Genomic DNA, 16,531 nt, shown 5'->3' with positions numbered 1-16,531 from the left:
AAAGATGAATTGGTTACGGGACGTGGATAATGAGTCTAATAAAGAAGCAGCATTCGATAGGTTTTTTTTTATTGTTAGCGGGTTTTTCGCAGGTCAGCGTTGCTGAAGACTACCTGATAGAGAATAAAAAAGAGTATAAAAAAATTGCTGAAAGTCTGACGGCTGGCGATACGGTCATTTTAAAAAATGGAAATTGGAAAGACTTCGAAATCGTTTTTTCTGGTAAGGGAAATAAGCAAAACCCCATCACTCTGAAAGCAGAAACGCCAGGTAAGGTTTTTATCACCGGACAGTCTTACCTTAAATTATCAGGCCAGTACCTGAATGTTTCCGGACTCATCTTTAAAGACGGCTATACCCCTGACAGTTCGGTCATTACGTTTAAGCACGGCGACAAGGAAGCCAACCGGTCGCGTGTGACCGAAGTCGTAATTGATAATTTTAATAATCCAGACAAACAAGAATCAGACTACTGGGTTGCCCTTTATGGCAAACATAATCGATTAGATCACAGTCACTTTGTGGGCAAAAGAAATAAAGGTGTGACGGTAGCAGTTCGCTTAACCGATGAAAAAAGCCAACAAAATCATCATCAGATTGATCACAATTACTTTGGCTACCGACCTGTCTTCGGTTCTAACGGAGGCGAAACCCTTCGTATTGGTACCAGCCATTATTCACTAACCGATTCGTTTACAAAAGTTGAGCACAACTACTTTGACAAAACCAACGGTGAGGTTGAAATAATCTCAGTTAAATCTGGAAAAAATGAGATTAAAAATAACGTTTTTAATGAAGCTCGGGGAACCCTCACGCTTCGCCACGGCAATGGCAACCTGGTTGAAGGTAATGTGTTTTTTGGTAATGGACAAGATCATACCGGCGGTATTCGGGTAATAAACAAAGATCAAATTGTTCGTAACAATTATCTCGAAAACCTAACCGGTTATCGTTTTGGAAGTGGGCTGACAATAATGAATGGGGTGAAAAACTCCCCGATAAATCGTTATCACCAGGTAGAAAACGCACTTATTGAAAACAACACTTTTGTTAATGTTCAGCATATACAATTAGCCGCAGGAAGTGATGCAGAACGTACGGCGGTACCAAAAAACACCCGGATAAAAAACAATCTTATTGTAAATGAGACTAAACAACCCTTCACTATTTTTGATGATATCAGCGGTATTACCTTTACCAATAATATTACTAACCAACCCGTAATATCGGAACTACGCTCAGGCGTAGAGAACCAGAATATCTCGTTGTCACGTCACAAAAACGGCTTACTGTACCCTACATCCCACAGTGAAAACGTGGGCGTGCAACGAGACCTCATTGTTCTGTCAAAAGACGACACCGGGGTTAAGTGGTATCCAAAAAACCCAGCCACGACCGAGTTTGACTCGGGAACAAAACAAAGCGTAGAGCCTGGCCCACAGGCACTGGATGACGCCATAGAAGCCGCGAATTCCGGCGATATTATTGAGCTTTCGCCCGGCCAGTATAATGTTTCCAGGCTGTTAAAAATAGATAAGGTGCTGACTATTGCAGCTAAAACCCGGGGCAAAAGCGCGCTTACTTTTTCGCGCTCCGCATTGTTTGAAATTCATGATGGCGGAAGTCTAAAACTGGAAGGACTGGCGATAACCGGGGCGAACAGCCCCGATGCGGCCGCAAACAGTGTAGTACGCACCAAAAAATGGGGGATGTTGGAAAATTGCCGTTTTATTATGCAGGACTCTTTAGTATCGAACCTGAACATTAACCACTCTTTTGATTTTTTTGTAAGTGGTAAGGGGGCGCTGGCGGATGAACTGGTCTTACAAAACAATCGGTTTAACAACATCACTGGCGATATTTTACGACTAGACCGGGAAATTGAAGATTTAGGAATTTACAACGCCGAATACGTCATCATAAAAAATAACCAATTTAATGACGTGGAAGGGGCTATCGCTAAGATTTACCGCGGTGGCACAGATGAAAGTACGTTTGGGCCGCATCTGGTGTTTTCAGACAATACGGTAAGTAACACCGGCAAAGGTAAACGCAACAAAACCAGCGCCAGCCTTTATTTGCATGGTGTACAGGTTACCACGGTAAGCAACAACCAATTTAGTCGCTCGGCACCACTTGTCGTTGAACATACTGTGGGAGAGCCGCAAACCACAATAAAAGACAACACGTTTAATGCCACCCCAGCCCCTGAAATCAAAGAGCTACAGGCTGAAGGGCCCCATACCGCTACGTTACAAAACAATCAGATAAAGCAAGGTAAGGAGCAGCGTTTATGAAGCTTTTTTCAAAGAAGTATTCAGGACTGGTGTTTATTTGCTTCAGCCTTTTAGTTTCGATTTCTTCAGCGGCCGAAAGTACGCATCCAAACCTGGTTCTTACCAATAAAGATGTCACAAAAATGCGCAAAGCTATACAAGAACCCGGCCGATTTAGCCGTGCTTTTGAGTCTCTGAAACAGAAGGTAGATAAACAGCTTGCGTCACCGATGAAGGTACCGGTACCTAAAGATGGGGGAGGTGGCTACACTCACGAGCAGCATAAAAGAAATTATCAACAGATGTTTGATGCCGGGGTTATTTATCAGTTAACCCAGGACGACCGCTACGCAAAAAATGTGGGTGAAATGCTACTGGCCTACGCTAAATTATATCCTACGTTAGATGTTCACCCAGAACGCAAAGTTAACTCTCAAAACCCGGGTAAGTTGTTTTGGCAAAGTCTGAATGAAGCGGTATGGCTGGTTTATACCATTCAGGCATATGATCTGGTCTATGACGCGCTTAGCGCTGAACATAAAACGCAAATCGAAACAGACTTACTAAAACCCGTCGCTCGTTTTTTGTCTGAAGGACAACCTTCAACCTTCAATAAAGTACATAATCACGGAACCTGGGCGACGGCCGGTGTCGGCATGGCAGGTTATGTAATGGGTGAACCTGAGTGGGTAGAAAAAGCGCTTTATGATCTGAATAAATCTGGGAAAGGCGGTTTTCTGGCTCAGCTGGATAATCTTTTTTCACCGCAGGGTTATTACAATGAAGGGCCTTATTATCAACGTTATGCGTTGTTTCCTTTTATCACCTTTGCTAAAGCGATTGCCAATAACGAACCCCAGCGCAAAATTTTTGAGTATCGCAACGGTATTATTTTAAAGGCCATCGATACAACCATTCAGTTAAGTTACAACGGCCTGTTTTTTCCTATCAACGATGCAGTTAAAAGCAAAGGCATCGACACTATTGAGCTTGTACACGGTGTTACGGTTGCATACGGGCTGACGAACAACCCTGAATATCTGGATATTGCCGACAAGCAACAGAGCATTATTCTTTCTGGGGACGGGCTTAAGGTGGCTGCGGAACTGGATGCGAATAAATCAAAACCCTATCAATTTGACTCTGTGGCATTTAGTGATGGGCCGCAAGGCGATAAAGGCGCCCTGGTAATTATGCGCAGTAAGCCTGAAGGTGACCAGACACTATTATTCAAGCCTGCTTCACAAGGTCTGGGCCACGGTCACTTTGACAAACTGACCTGGCAGTTTTACGACAATGGTAACGAAATTGTGAGCGACTATGGCGCGGCCCGCTTCTTAAATGTTGAAGCTAAGTTTGGCGGACGTTACCTGCCTGAGAACAACAGCTATGCCAAACAAACAGTGGCGCACAACACCGTGGTTGTGGATGAAAAAAGTCATTTTGATGCCAAAGTCTCAAAAGGTAATCAACACGCACCTACTTTGAATTTCTTTAACACTGGCTCTGCCGGAAGTGTCACCCAGGCACACATTGATACCGCGTACAAAGATGTGCTTCTTACCCGAACCCTGGCGCTGGTTGAGCTACCGCGAAGCCAGCGTGCGATTGGCATTGATCTGTTTGAGGTGGCCGGGGACACGCGTCACCAATTTGATCTGCCTTTGCACTATCACGGCCAGCTTATTGATACTAATTTTAAGATAAACGCCTTTACCTCAAACCTGCGGGCTTTGGGGGACGATAATGGTTATCAGCATCTATGGCTTAAAGGTGAGGGCACGCCTAAAAATGGTTTGGCCAAGGTCACCTGGCTAAATGAAAATGGCCGGTTTTATACCCAGACCAGCCTGGTCAAAGGTCAGGAACAATTTTTATTTACGCAACTTGGTGCTAACGATCCCAACTTTAATCTGCGCAACGAGCAGGGTTTTATTCGTCGGGTAACACAAACACAAAACCATCGGTTTATGTCGGTACTTGAGCCACATGGTGAATATAACCCCGCGAAAGAATACACCCTGCAGGCTACCAGTCAGTTGCAACATATGGATTATGAAATTCGCGACAACTTACTGCTAATTACGCTGCAATTAGCAGAGGGTAATTACTTAATCGCAATTCATCAGGGACCAGCCGAAAGCGCTGCAAAACAGACAACGTTTACTTTTAAACAAAAAGACTACTCGCTGGATGGCCGCATGGCTGTTTACCAGATGAATAACAAACAGGAGTATTGAAACAATGAACGAACAAAGTGAAATATTTTTATCTGGCAGTACGACCGAAATAGAAGATTTGGGCAATGGTCTGAAGCGCCAGATGCTGGGTTATAACGAAGAACTGATGGCGGTTAAAGTATGGTTTGCCGAAGGCGCACAAGGGTACAGCCATCAACACCGCCACTCGCAGGTAACCTATGTTGAAAAGGGCGAGTTTCACTTCACTATCGACGGTGAAACAAAAGTGCTTAAAGAGGGCGATAGCTGTCTTATTCCTCCCCATGCCGAACACGGCGCTATTTGTCCCACAGGCGGTATTTTGCTCGATATTTTCAGCCCACCCAGAGAAGACTTTTTGAAGGAATAGCCATGAAACTTAAAGGGGTTCGCTGGTGGGTGATTGCGCTGATAGCCTTGGCCACCATTATAAACTACATCGACAGACAAACGCTCAGTGTTCTTTGGCCAGCCATTGTTGATGATTTGTTTCCAGATAAAAGCTCACTAGAAAGAAAGCAAATTTACGCCAACATTTCGGTTGTTTTTGTTTTTGCTTATGCATTTGGTCAGGCTATTTTTGGAAAAATCTTTGACTGGGTCGGCACGCGTTTAGGCTTTGTACTTTCTATCGGGGTTTGGTCGTTAGCCACAATTGCCCACGCACTGGCACAAGGCGTATTAAGCTTTGCTATCGTCAGAGCCGTACTCGGTGTAGCCGAAGCTGGCAATTGGCCAGGTGCAACAAAAGGGAACGCCGAATGGTTTCCAATTAAAGAGAGGGCACTTGCCCAGGGTATTTTTAATTCTGGCGCAGCCATAGGCGGTATTATTTCCATTCCTCTTATTGCCTTTTTGACAGTCTATTTTAGCTGGCAGATGGTATTTGTGGTGGTGGGGCTTGTGGGCCTTTTATGGCTGGTACCCTGGATCATTTTAGTGAAAGCCCCTCCAGGCCAACACCCGTGGATCACCGAAGCCGAGCGCAACTATATTTTAACCGGCCAGAAAGCCAGCATTGATGATGCTGAAGATGACAAACCCGAATACTCGCCTTCTACTGTCGAACTGCTTTCGCGAAAAGAAAGTTGGGGTGTCATTTTAGCTTCAGCGGCAATCGATCCAATTTGGTGGCTGTTTGTTTTTTGGATTCCAATTTATCTAAACGAAGTGTACGGCATGGATGTTAAGGCAATTGGCATCTATGGATGGGTGCCTTATGTAGGAGCTATGTTCGGCGCCTGGTTTGGCGGCCTGCTTGCTCAAAACCGATTAAAGTCGGGTTGGAATGCGGATAAAACCCGAAAGTTAACCATCACCCTGGGGTGTTTGATTATGCTTCCGGCGTTAATCGCAATGGCCAACCCCGGCGGTCCTGTGACAGCAGTTTTAATTATGGCAGTTATTTTATTTGGTTTTCAAACTGCGATTGGTAACGTGCAAACACTGCCTAGTGACTTACTGAGTAAAAAAGCAGTGGGTACGCTGGCAGGCTTCTCCGGAATGGCCGCAAAGCTGGGCGCTGTGGGGCTCACCTCGCTGGTGCCTTATTTAACCGCAGGGGGCAATTATACACCCGCCTTCGTTATTGGCGCATCGCTTGCGCTGCTGGCAATGGCTGCAGTCTGGCTGTTAATTCCTAAAATTGAGCCTTTGAAGGCACCCAAGTAACTGTCGGGCGCAGTGAACAACTGCGTCGATGGTTGGCCATGAAGTTTTACATAGTGAGATAACGATGAGCTCTATTTATTTTTTTGGCGAATGTCTGATTGAGCTGAAGACGTTGAAGCCAAACCTGTTCGAGCAATCTTACGCAGGAGACATCTACAATTCTGCGGTGTATATGAAGCGTGCTTTTCCCGCACTATCGGTAAATGTAATCACTACCGTGGGCACAGACGCTTTTAGTAACGAAATGGTAGAGCGTTTTAGCCATGAGCACCTATCAACCGAATGGGTGTTCCGTTCCAAACAAAAAATCCCCGGCCTTTACCACATACAAACCGATGCCAGTGGAGAAAGAACGTTTAATTACTGGCGCAACGATTCTGCGGCTAAACAAACGATGGATTTTTTTAAAGACGAACATCTTCAGCAGTTTACAAAACAAGACATATTCTTTTTTTCAGGAATTTCACTTGCCATATTGCCTGAAGAAAAGCGTGAGGCGTTTTGGAGCAGGTTGAAAAAGCTTAGCGATTCAGGCGTTACCATAGTGTTCGATCCCAATTACCGTGCAAACCTGTGGTCCTCAACCGAGGACGCCTCGACACAGATTAAAAAGGCTTTTGCCCATGCATGCATAGCCTTGCCGGGGGTAGACGACCTGGCTACATTACTCGACCTTCATACTGGCGCGCAGGTTGCCGAATTTTGCCAGTGCTATGAATTGCAGGAACTGGTAATAAAAAATGGACCAGAGTCGGTAGTGACTGTAGCACAAGGCAATACGACCGAACACCACATAACCCCGGTGGTTAAGGTTGTCGACACCACCTCGGCCGGGGATGCTTTCAATGGCGTCTACCTGGGTGCCCGGTTATCAAAACAAAGTATTAATAAGGCCGTACAGCTAGCAGCCACCGCGGCTGCCACAGTCATTCAGCACCCCGGCGCCATTATTCCATTAACCGCGTTTACTGATGCGATACACGCCGAATTGTAATGAGTTAAAAAGGTTAACTCGTTAGCGGCAATGTTTCGAATTTATCCAAGTAGCTAATCAACGTTAGAGCATAATCAATGAAAAAATTCTCCAGTTTGATGGGCGAACAACGCCTGTTACCTATTATTCAAACCGACTCTCCTGAAGAAGGGGTGAGTATTGCAAGGGCCATGGAAAAAGCAGGGTTAAACGTGGTTGAGGTGGTACTACGTACGCCTTCTTCGTTGCAGGCTTTAAGTGAAATTAAAAAAGCACTTCCTAATTTAAGTGTTGGCGCTGGTACGGTACTTAATGCAAAGGTTTTAGAGCAGGCATTAGCTGCGCAAGCTGATTTTATCGTGACACCGGCAGTTTCTGCATCACTTTTACAGGAGCTCAAGTCAGTTGACGTGCCCGTATTGCCAGGGGTCTCCAACACCGGTGACATTCTTTTAACATTAGAGGCTGGCTTTAACGAGCAAAAGTTGTTTCCCGCAGCGCTGTCGGGAGGCCCTAAGTTTCTTTCGGCCATCTCCTCAGTATTTCAATCAGTCACCTTTTGTCCTACCGGGGGCGTGAACCAACAAAATAAAGACGAATATTTGTCACTGCCTAATGTAATAGCAGTAGGGGGGACTTGGATAGTGCCCGCGAAAGAAGTTGCTCAGGGTAACTGGCAAGCGATAACCGAAGCCTGTATTCAGGCACGTTAAACCCGGCCTATACCATTTATAACCGCACAAAAGCTTCACGCTAGTATTGAAAGGTCGTTAGTTAAACGGCCTTTTTATTAAAAGTTTTCTATGCTGAAACTCCTTTCTACGCTCCAACATACTCTCTTACTTTAATTGGTTATCCAATTTTTCCTAGGTGTTATTTTATTGGCTTCTTAACTACATTGTTTATAGTAATTAGTAATAAAAGAAAGTTACGAGATTGTTTTTAGTTATTTATAGGACAATGCATAGAGCTATGCGAATCCCTGTTTGCCTTTGATATCTATAATAAAAGTACTTTTATCTATTGGTGAAATTATCTGGATTGAACAATTGGTAATAAACAAAGTTCAAATTATGTATTAAATTGATTAACAATAGGTTGACCTTTGGTCTTTTGCTTGTAACTATTAGGTAAATAAAGTGTGAATCTAAAAGCCGGATCTCGGCTCAGTATTTACATCTATCAACATAATGGTTAACGGGTGAAGAATGATGATGCGCTACAAACTTTCTAAATTAACTCTAATGATGCTCTCTGCGACTGCAGCAGCAAACTATGTACAGGCCCAGGAAGCTCAGCCTACAGAAGAAGAGGATGTAGCGGTTGAAGTCATTGAGGTGTCTGGAATTCGTCAGTCTTTGACCAATGCGCTGGCAGAAAAACGATCATCAGACAGCCTTGTTGAAGTTATTCAGGCAGTTGATATTGGTAAGCTTCCTGACCAAAATCTGGCTGAAGTTTTAGAAAATGTCACCGGTATTCAGATTACCCGTGAAGCAGGGGTGGGAACTGGCGTACAAATACGTGGAACCAATGCTAACAGAACTGAAATAAATGGCGTGTCTACGGTTGGTTCGGGAGCGGGCCGTAGCGGTATTGATTTTGAAGATGTTTCATCAGCTATTATTTCTGCTGTAGAAGTTATCAAATCTCCTCAGGCAAAAACCATTGAAGGCTCAGTGGGCGCCACCATTAATTTAAGAACCATCAGACCGTTGCAATTAAAAGAGATGCTGGGTTCAATCAGGGTTCAGGGTGAAGACAGCAGCTTATCTACAGATGGCATTACGCCCAGAATTTCGGGCGCCTGGGGCGACAACTGGGAAACCGATGCCGGCGAATTTGGGGTAGTACTAAGCGGTAGTTACAGCGAGCAAGATGTCACCGCCTTTCGTCCTCGTGCCGATCGCGACAATATCGTAACCTCAGACAGTGGTGTGCCTAGCGCACAGTCGTTTGACTTTTTGCCCATCCAGTTTTTAAATCAGGATTACGATAATTACGAATATGAAACGGTAAACCTTGCCGGAACTTTAGAATGGGCACCTAGCGAAAACACGAAACTTTATTTTGATGCGGTAATAAATGACCAGGAGCGACGTCAGGAAAGCTCACGGGTTCAGGCTTCAGGCGTAAGCGATTTGCGTGACGTTTCTGTACCAGAAGCGTTTGAAACCGTAGATTTTGGTTCGTTAGATGGTCAGGATTTAGGCAGTATACAAGCTGCAGTTCGAGGCGTATTGCCGGTAGAGGAAGGGGGCGGCGATCCTAACCTACGTTTTTCGAGTGACACCAATTCACGTATTACCGACAGCAGGGTTTTTCGTTTTGGTGGTGAATGGCAGGGCGATAAGCTATTTGTCAGTGCAGAAGTTTCTTCTTCTTCGTCAGATTCAACCACGCCCAGCTTCAATACCACACTCAACTTTATCAACCCAAATGTTGAGGTTAATGATTCTAACGAAAATGGTACGCCTCTGGCCTATGACCTATCAGGCGGTGCTCTTAGTTACGGTATTGCTACCAGTGAAGCAAATGCGCCTACTTCACAACAATTGTTAGACCCCGATAATGTGGTACTGCGCGATGTCAATATTGGTCAGGATACCACCGAAAACCAGGAAGACGCGTTCAGAACAGACTTCAGATATTATCTTGATACCTATGTTACATCTGTAGACTTTGGGTATCGCTATAGCAAAACCAGCAGTGTATCTGATCAAATTCGCTCTAATGTAGGCTTGCGGGATTTTGCCGACAGCCCACGCGGCAGCTTGTTTGCCGACATTCTTACCGCTGGTCCTGACAACTTTAACGACGCTGACGGCCGTGAACTGTATATACGCGACTTCTTGCTGATTGATCCTGAGTTAGCTTCCTCTGATTCAGCCCGGGTATTAGATACTTTAAACAATGCTATTGTGGCGAATAATGCCATTACCGGTTCTGACCGGGCTCCTATCAGTTCACCTACGTCTCAGGTCAGTGCTTTTTTCGATATTGAAGAGACAACCCATGCGCTTTATGCCCAGGGTAATTTTGAATACGAAATGTTCCGTGGTAATTTTGGGGTGCGCTATTTACAAACAGATGTCGACTCTGTAGGTAACTCAGTAACCATCGGCGCCGATGGTAGTCAGATTGTTGAGCAGGTGGCATCAAGTGGCGATTACGACTTTGTTTTGCCACGGTTTAATGTGGTTGCCGATTTAATGGAAGACGTGATTGTTCGGGTAGGGTGGTCACAGGATATTCGTCGTCCGGATTTTAACGATCTTTCTACGTCGGTAACATTTAGCACCAGTCCCAACAACGCTACATCAATTGGTAACCCGGGTCTGCTACCTGAAAAAGTCACGTCTTTCGACATTACCGCTGAATGGTATTTTGCTCCAGCGGCACTGTTAAGCGTGGGTTATTTTCATAAAGAGCGCTCTGACCTGCACGTAACTCAGCAAAGCGACCCATTCGAAGATCCCAATTCAGGCTTTCGCGATACCACCGGGCCGGTGTGTGAAGATGGCGGAATATTCAACCCCATAGCCGATATCAATGTGTTTGGACCAGAGCCAGGCGTAGGGGTGTGTGTACCTACTCAAACCACCATCAATGATAACGACGAAACCACCCAGCAGGGTGTCGAAATTGCGTTTCAATATGACTTATCTAATTTTGAAGAGTCGCTGGGTTGGGCATCAGGATTTGGTCTTCTTGCAAACTACACCTATCAGGACTTCAGCGGTGGTGAAGCATTAGACACCGCCACAAGCCGTGCAAACAGTGTCTTTGCCCGTACCACCGGAAACGAAGATATTGATGTGCAAGCTGTGCAGTCACTGCTGGATCTTTCAGAAAACTCCTATAACGTCACCGTGTTTTACGAAAAATATGACTTGTCAGTACGTGCTCGCTATACCTGGCGTGAAGCGTATCGTTCTACCGATTTTGGTAGCACTTCCAGCTTTCCGTGGGGTTTTCCCGTGGTACAAAACGACCGTGGCCAGTTAAATGCCAGTATTAGCTACGATGTTACCGATCAGCTAAACGTTGGAATTGAAGCCGTAAACCTGACACGGTCCGATGTAGAACAGTCTTGTGTTACTGAAGGAGCATTGTTGTGCTTCCAGGGATTAACCGACCGAAGAGTCACGTTTGGGGCAAGCTATACTTTCTGATACAAACGTGGTTTTTCCCAAAAGCAAATGGCGTCAAAGGTTAAACAAGCTAACGCCTATGTAATTCAAAACGCCTGATGGAGCTCATCAGGCGTTTTGTGTTTTCAGGCTCTCGCTTAGTATCTCACGCACCATGAATTGCCCTGGTCACGGGTTTATGCCCTTAATTTTAAAAAAAGCGCTTGGGTTAGTTTTTTACTATACATACCGTAGGTGTGTTTCAAGGCAGACACTAACGGCTGATTTAACATTACCAAAGATATTGAGCGAGGCAGGAGAGTAGATTTAGCTAATGGCACGTTTCAGATAAGCCTGAAACGTGCCATTGTTAATTGTTACCGCAGGCTATAGGTAAACACGTTTAGTCGGTCAGGTGCGATATCGAATAAAGCCCGCGTGTTTCGTCTGTTTTTCGCTTAATTTCTTCAAGTGCTTTTGCTTCACTGGCGGCAAATAACGCGTTTATTAGCCGATCAAAATGATTATGCATGGCTTTACGAGCGCCCGGAGAGTCGCGCTTAGCAATAGCCTCATAAATAGAAGTATGCTCGATTAATCTTTGCTCTATACTTTGCGAACATACATCCTGATATGCCGAGACAATCATTGGCTCTGAACGTCGTAACTTCCAGAGATTCTGAATGGTCATCACCATAGCACTATTGCGGGTGGCCTGAGCGATGATCTCATGAAAACGCTGATCAGCAGCATCGGCCAGTTCTGCCTGTGTCATATCTTCTAAGGTTTGTTTTAGCTCACCTAACTCTTCAGATTTAATGGTGGCTGCGGCTAGCGCTGCCGCTTCAGCTTCAACTAACGCCCGGGCCTGAGTAAGCTCAAAAGCACTAATCGCTTGTCCGGGTTGCTCGGCGACACCCGCATTAACCACAAAAACCCCAGAGCCCGTTTTTACTTCAACCCGCTCAAGCACCTCTAAAGCAATAATTGCTTCACGAATAGTGGGACGGCTAACCTCGTACGTTTCGGCAAGCTCTCTTTCTGCTGGTAGCCGAGTTCCAACAGGATAGACCCCATTGTCGATCAGTATTTCTAATTTTTCGACCACTCGCCAAAAACGCCTGCGTCGCTTCATATTTGCACCATTCGTTTACGAAAAAAATATCAACAGTAGTCAGTGTACCGCGAAGCCTATACATCAGGCAAAAATTATAAGACATTGGTTGGGTGCTATTGTAACCAAAAAGTTCATATTGGTCATATTGATTTTTTATACTGGTTGATACTTTAACGTTCTACTACCGTATTTTTTCCAAACAGACATTTTTGTACGTTAAAAATGTTTATGCGGGCTGGAACGGTAACTGAACTGGACAAAGATGAGCTTAGTGAGAAACTGTATTTCTTAAAGCGCATTTAAACAGCTTAGTATGAATTCAATAAGTCTTATAAACCGACATTCTCTGTAAGAAATATCGTACATTTATACTAAATATAGGCTACATTTCACGGTACTTATCATTAGACTTAAGTATAAAGCTTATGTTTTAACAGGCAATTTTGAAAAAGTTCAATAAGTGTCAAAATATTGTCATTAAAAATTTGTTAATTGGCTATCGCAATTAATCTTTATCGCAGTAACATAGGTTTTGTCACACGGACACACGACGAGTCAGGATGGCACACGAACATATCCGAAGGAACTGAACAGGATACCCGTGCACAAGGACTTGTTGCACAGCTTGCTTGGAATGTTCGATGGAGCGAACAGCTGGACATCTTCATATGCGAAGAAACCACAGGGCGTGGTAGCAAGGAAAAGGATTAGCCGAAGGACCGGATTTCGATGGATTGTATCAGGGACGACAGCGCTTATCAGGGAAGATAAGCAATGCAGGGCGCTAAATCATGGAATGAAACCCAAAGGAAGTGGGGCAGGGGAGCACTTTCATTGGATGAAAGCGGTAGCACACCGGACTGTGTTACTAACAAATGGACAAAAGGAAAGGGATCTACCAGTATTTGGTAGCCTGCGCAGGATTTAGCAGGGCGAAAGGGACAGGGCACTTAAGGAGCGAAACCAGGATAGTTTCAGTAGCTAAGGAAAGCCGGAAAAGGATGCTCGACATTCGATAAAAGCGATAATCTTTATGGTTATCGCTTTTTCGTATGAGTTTAATTTAAACAGTAAACGGCCCCTGGGCGCGGATAATTTTTCTAATTTGTACGGTACGGCGGTAGCTGAGTACGAATCACCTTCTGACCTATCATTTCCATCTCTCCGACGTAGCGGTCTTCACCATTTCCCGAAAACTCAAATACAAACACCGACCACCAGTCAATTTTTGCGTATTTAAATGACAGTCTGGTTTTTTTGCGGGCCACCGACAGTAGCTGTAATTGATGTGTTTTGCAGTAATGTTCAACATGCCCGTAGGCACGTTCACTGATACTGCGTATACGCCAAAATTGAAAGGCTATTGCCAGCAAAAGTAAAAATAGCGTCAGTTCACCTAATGTCACCGATTAACTCCTGGTAGCCGAAAATAACGCACCAATGGCAGTGGCTAATATTTCACTGCGTTCTGGGGTGCGTAATAGTGTTAAGGCCCGGTCCCGCAGTTCAGGTAAGCGTACTAAGTCGGCAAAGAAACCCTGAAACAGGGCGCCCTGGTAATGCTGGTTATTATCCAGTAAGGCGGCTCTTTCAAAAAATGCCAGCATCAATGCATCGTTTAGTTGATTGTAATGTCGCGCTGCCACTACCGATAAAGTGTCTATGTCGGTATGCTCGCTGGTAAGCACGGGGGCTAATACAGCCTGTAGCTGGCTGTCAGGCTTAGCGCTGCTTACCGCTCTGAGTGTTGCTAACAATACGGTTTTGTTATTTTGTTGTTCCCAGTTTTGTTCAAGCCGTGTGAGCAAAAACTGCTGTAACCGGGCGGGCAGGGAAATGTTATCCAGCGCGCTTAATAAAGTCTGTTGAAAGTCTTCTGCGTACATATCGAAATGCTGTACCAGGGTAGCGTCAAGCTGGTCGGTGTCGAGCCGGTATGCCGTATCAGCAATGGCCTGAACAGACAACAACTGCCAGTCGACAACAGCAGGATGGCGTATATAGGAGATCACCTCATCCGTACCACTGGTCACCGGTTTGTTCAGCAAATGCTTAGTTAACGCCGTAAAATGTGCCATCTGCGATTGAGCCGGTACAAAGTTATACGGATTATCGGGAAGTTTATCGGCTTGTTCGGTGTCTTGCGCTAAAGAGTTGCCCAGTGCATCCACAATAATTTGTAAAAAGTGATTACGGGCTGCACAAACCAACAAACCTTGTTCATCTACCGGTAACTTTAAAAACCAGATGTATTCTTTAGCGGGACGATCCTGAGTATTCCAGAATACGACCGCGAACCAGGCATGCTCCTGGCGCGGGCGAGGCACCACAGCGACACCATTTTCGATATCAAGAAAGGTTTGTGCACTAATGGGAACCAGCCCGCGGCCCATATCGACAACCTGAAAATTAGTGCCAGCGTGAAGCAAAAATTCACTGATAGATTCAATTGTCTGTGCGCTCATGATACCGCCTGTACTGCCTGTAAAAAGATAAGCCCGATAGTTTACCTGTCTGCATAGACGATGACCAGACATGGTATACTGCCGTCTTTAACTAATTTACTTTCCATGGCGATGACTGATTCTCATACTGCTGAAGACCAGCTTGATAAGATTGAACACTATTTAAGAACGCATCAGCTTTGGCAGCTTAATAAGCCACAGCCCGATGCGTTGGCATCAACTGTGCCCTTTGCACTTGATACCTTATCGTTTGAACAATGGCTACAATTTTTATTTTTACCGAAGGCACGGGCACATGTCATAACGCATGGTCATTTGCCCCCGGGAATGCGTGTGGGCCCGATGGCGCACGAAGTATACCAGCATCAACACAACGAGCTTGTTCATCAGTTAATGGGACTGGACAATTACAACTCATGGGTGACCACTAATGACCAGTGAAATCCCGCTGTCGGTGGTCTATCAGGATGAGTGTCTGATAGCGATTAATAAGCCAGCAGGTTTGCTGGTACATCGAAGTCCTATTGATAAACGCGAAACCCGGTTTGCGGTGCAACTGTTGCGTGATCAGGTTGGCCGGCGGGTGTACCCGGTGCATCGGTTAGACCGGCCCACCAGTGGTTTGTTGCTATTCGCGTTTGACAGCGCCACTGCCAGTGCGATAGGTAAACAAATGATGGCGCGTCAGGTAAAGAAGCGCTATGTCGCGGTGGTGCGGGGCTGGGTAAAAGCGCCGGGTATGATTGACTACGCCCTGAAATTTAAAGCGGATAAAATTGCCGACAAAGACCGGGGTGATATCGCTGCGCAACCGGCCTGTACGGTTTATCAGCCATTACAATATTTTGAAATTCCTGAAGCCTCAGGCCGCTACACCAGCTCAAGGTACACGCTCGTGCAGTTGCAGCCTCATTCTGGTCGAAAGCATCAGTTGCGTCGGCACATGGTGCATTTGCGCCATCCTATACTGGGCGACACCAGTCATGGCGACGGAAAACAAAATAAATTTTTACGACAACGGTTTGATTTTGAGAATCTGGCCTTAAGTTGTACCAGCATGGGACTTGAACATCCTGAACATGGTCGTTGGCTTACGCTCACCTGCGAACCCGGCGCATCAATAAATCGTCTGCTTGCAGACTGGCAGCCCTATCAGATTAAAATTTAGTAAAAAGGTGGTGTTATACAATGGCGAAATTAGGTATTTTTTGCGGCAGTGTTTATGGAAATGCTCAGCATGTTGCCGAACAGGTAGAAGAAAACCTGGCCGAGCAGGGCTTTGACTGTGAGTTGTTTAACGACGCGGCGGTCAGCGACTTTACCGAAAGCGACGCAATACTTGTTATTTCCTCAACGACCGGGCAGGGCGATGTTCCCCCCAACCTTGAGTTTGCTTATTCAGATTTAAAAGATGAGTTTCCGCTGTTAAATCAAAAACCCTTTGCGGTAGCGGGTCTGGGTGACAGTAGCTATGAAAACTTTTGCGGCGGCGCTCGGCAGTTTCATGAGCTGCTTACCGAGTTACAGGGCAATCCGGTTGCCGATATGCTCGAAGTTGATGCGATTGAAACATTAGATCCCGAGCAGGATGTCGTTGATTGGGTAAACGGCATCAAAGATAAGTTGTTTGGTCAGTAAAACCACGTTGTCGCGTACAAAAAAGGCCTGGTTCTACAG

13 protein-coding genes are annotated in these 16,531 nt (G+C 45.4%); 10 read left to right on the top strand and 3 right to left on the bottom strand.

From position 1 onward, the window contains the following. Nucleotides 1-29: 29 nt before the first annotated feature. From JK130_RS13335 to JK130_RS13305, 7 genes are all read left to right on the top strand, one after another. Entirely contained in the window at nt 30-2,297 is a 2,268-nt protein-coding gene (locus JK130_RS13335; protein WP_218354820.1) for a polysaccharide lyase 6 family protein, read from the top strand. Beyond that, the gene (locus tag JK130_RS13330; protein ID WP_218354819.1) at nt 2,294-4,516 is read left to right on the top strand and encodes an alginate lyase family protein; all 2,223 of its coding nucleotides are present in this window, start codon (nt 2,294-2,296) and stop codon (nt 4,514-4,516) included. The genes JK130_RS13335 and JK130_RS13330 overlap by 4 nt, the downstream gene beginning before the upstream one ends. 4 nt (nt 4,517-4,520) lie before the next feature. Then, nucleotides 4,521-4,865, top strand: a complete 345-nt coding sequence (locus JK130_RS13325) for a cupin domain-containing protein (RefSeq protein WP_218354818.1) — start codon at nt 4,521-4,523, stop codon at nt 4,863-4,865. 2 nt (nt 4,866-4,867) lie between these two features. Then, nucleotides 4,868-6,166: an MFS transporter gene (locus JK130_RS13320; protein WP_218354817.1), complete on the top strand. Its 1,299-nt coding sequence runs from the start codon at nt 4,868-4,870 to the stop codon at nt 6,164-6,166. Between the two features lie 64 nt (nt 6,167-6,230). Further along, a complete protein-coding gene (locus tag JK130_RS13315) occupies nt 6,231-7,160 on the top strand; it encodes a sugar kinase (protein WP_218354816.1) in 930 nt (309 codons plus the stop codon). Nucleotides 7,161-7,237: 77 nt separating this feature from the next. After that, complete coding sequence (gene eda / locus JK130_RS13310) at nt 7,238-7,852, top strand: bifunctional 4-hydroxy-2-oxoglutarate aldolase/2-dehydro-3-deoxy-phosphogluconate aldolase (protein WP_218354815.1); 615 nt, start codon at nt 7,238-7,240, stop codon at nt 7,850-7,852. Nucleotides 7,853-8,353: 501 nt separating this feature from the next. Beyond that, on the top strand, nt 8,354-11,314 hold the full coding sequence (locus tag JK130_RS13305; protein WP_218354858.1) for a TonB-dependent receptor: 2,961 nt from the start codon (nt 8,354-8,356) through the stop codon (nt 11,312-11,314). A 361-nt stretch (nt 11,315-11,675) separates the two neighbouring features. Here JK130_RS13305 and JK130_RS13300 read toward each other — a convergent pair whose 3' ends face one another. From JK130_RS13300 to JK130_RS13290, 3 genes are all read right to left on the bottom strand, one after another. Next, a complete protein-coding gene (locus JK130_RS13300) occupies nt 11,676-12,407 on the bottom strand; it encodes a FadR/GntR family transcriptional regulator (RefSeq protein WP_218354814.1) in 732 nt (243 codons plus the stop codon). Between the two features lie 1,082 nt (nt 12,408-13,489). Further along, nucleotides 13,490-13,795, bottom strand: a complete 306-nt coding sequence (locus JK130_RS13295) for a DUF3301 domain-containing protein (protein WP_218354813.1) — start codon at nt 13,793-13,795, stop codon at nt 13,490-13,492. Between the two features lie 3 nt (nt 13,796-13,798). Next, a complete protein-coding gene (locus tag JK130_RS13290) occupies nt 13,799-14,854 on the bottom strand; it encodes a DUF3549 family protein (RefSeq protein ID WP_218354812.1) in 1,056 nt (351 codons plus the stop codon). A 60-nt stretch (nt 14,855-14,914) separates the two neighbouring features. On the opposite strand from JK130_RS13290, the gene JK130_RS13285 reads away from it, so the two are divergent. The 3 genes from JK130_RS13285 to JK130_RS13275 are packed head-to-tail and all read left to right on the top strand — an operon-like array spanning nt 14,915 to nt 16,492. Next, on the top strand, nt 14,915-15,295 hold the full coding sequence (locus JK130_RS13285; protein WP_218354811.1) for a YqcC family protein: 381 nt from the start codon (nt 14,915-14,917) through the stop codon (nt 15,293-15,295). Beyond that, a complete protein-coding gene (locus tag JK130_RS13280; protein WP_218354810.1) occupies nt 15,285-16,022 on the top strand; it encodes a pseudouridine synthase in 738 nt (245 codons plus the stop codon). Before JK130_RS13285 ends, JK130_RS13280 begins: the two co-directional genes overlap by 11 nt. Nucleotides 16,023-16,042: 20 nt before the next feature. Further along, nucleotides 16,043-16,492, top strand: a complete 450-nt coding sequence (locus JK130_RS13275; RefSeq protein ID WP_218354809.1) for a flavodoxin — start codon at nt 16,043-16,045, stop codon at nt 16,490-16,492. Nucleotides 16,493-16,531: the final 39 nt, after the last annotated feature.

The organism is Alteromonas lipotrueiana, assembly GCF_019249245.1.
GTDB classification, from domain to species: domain Bacteria; phylum Pseudomonadota; class Gammaproteobacteria; order Enterobacterales; family Alteromonadaceae; genus Alteromonas; species Alteromonas lipotrueiana.
Note: the sequence above shows the minus strand (reverse complement) of the source record. Positions and strands in the feature narration are given on the sequence as shown.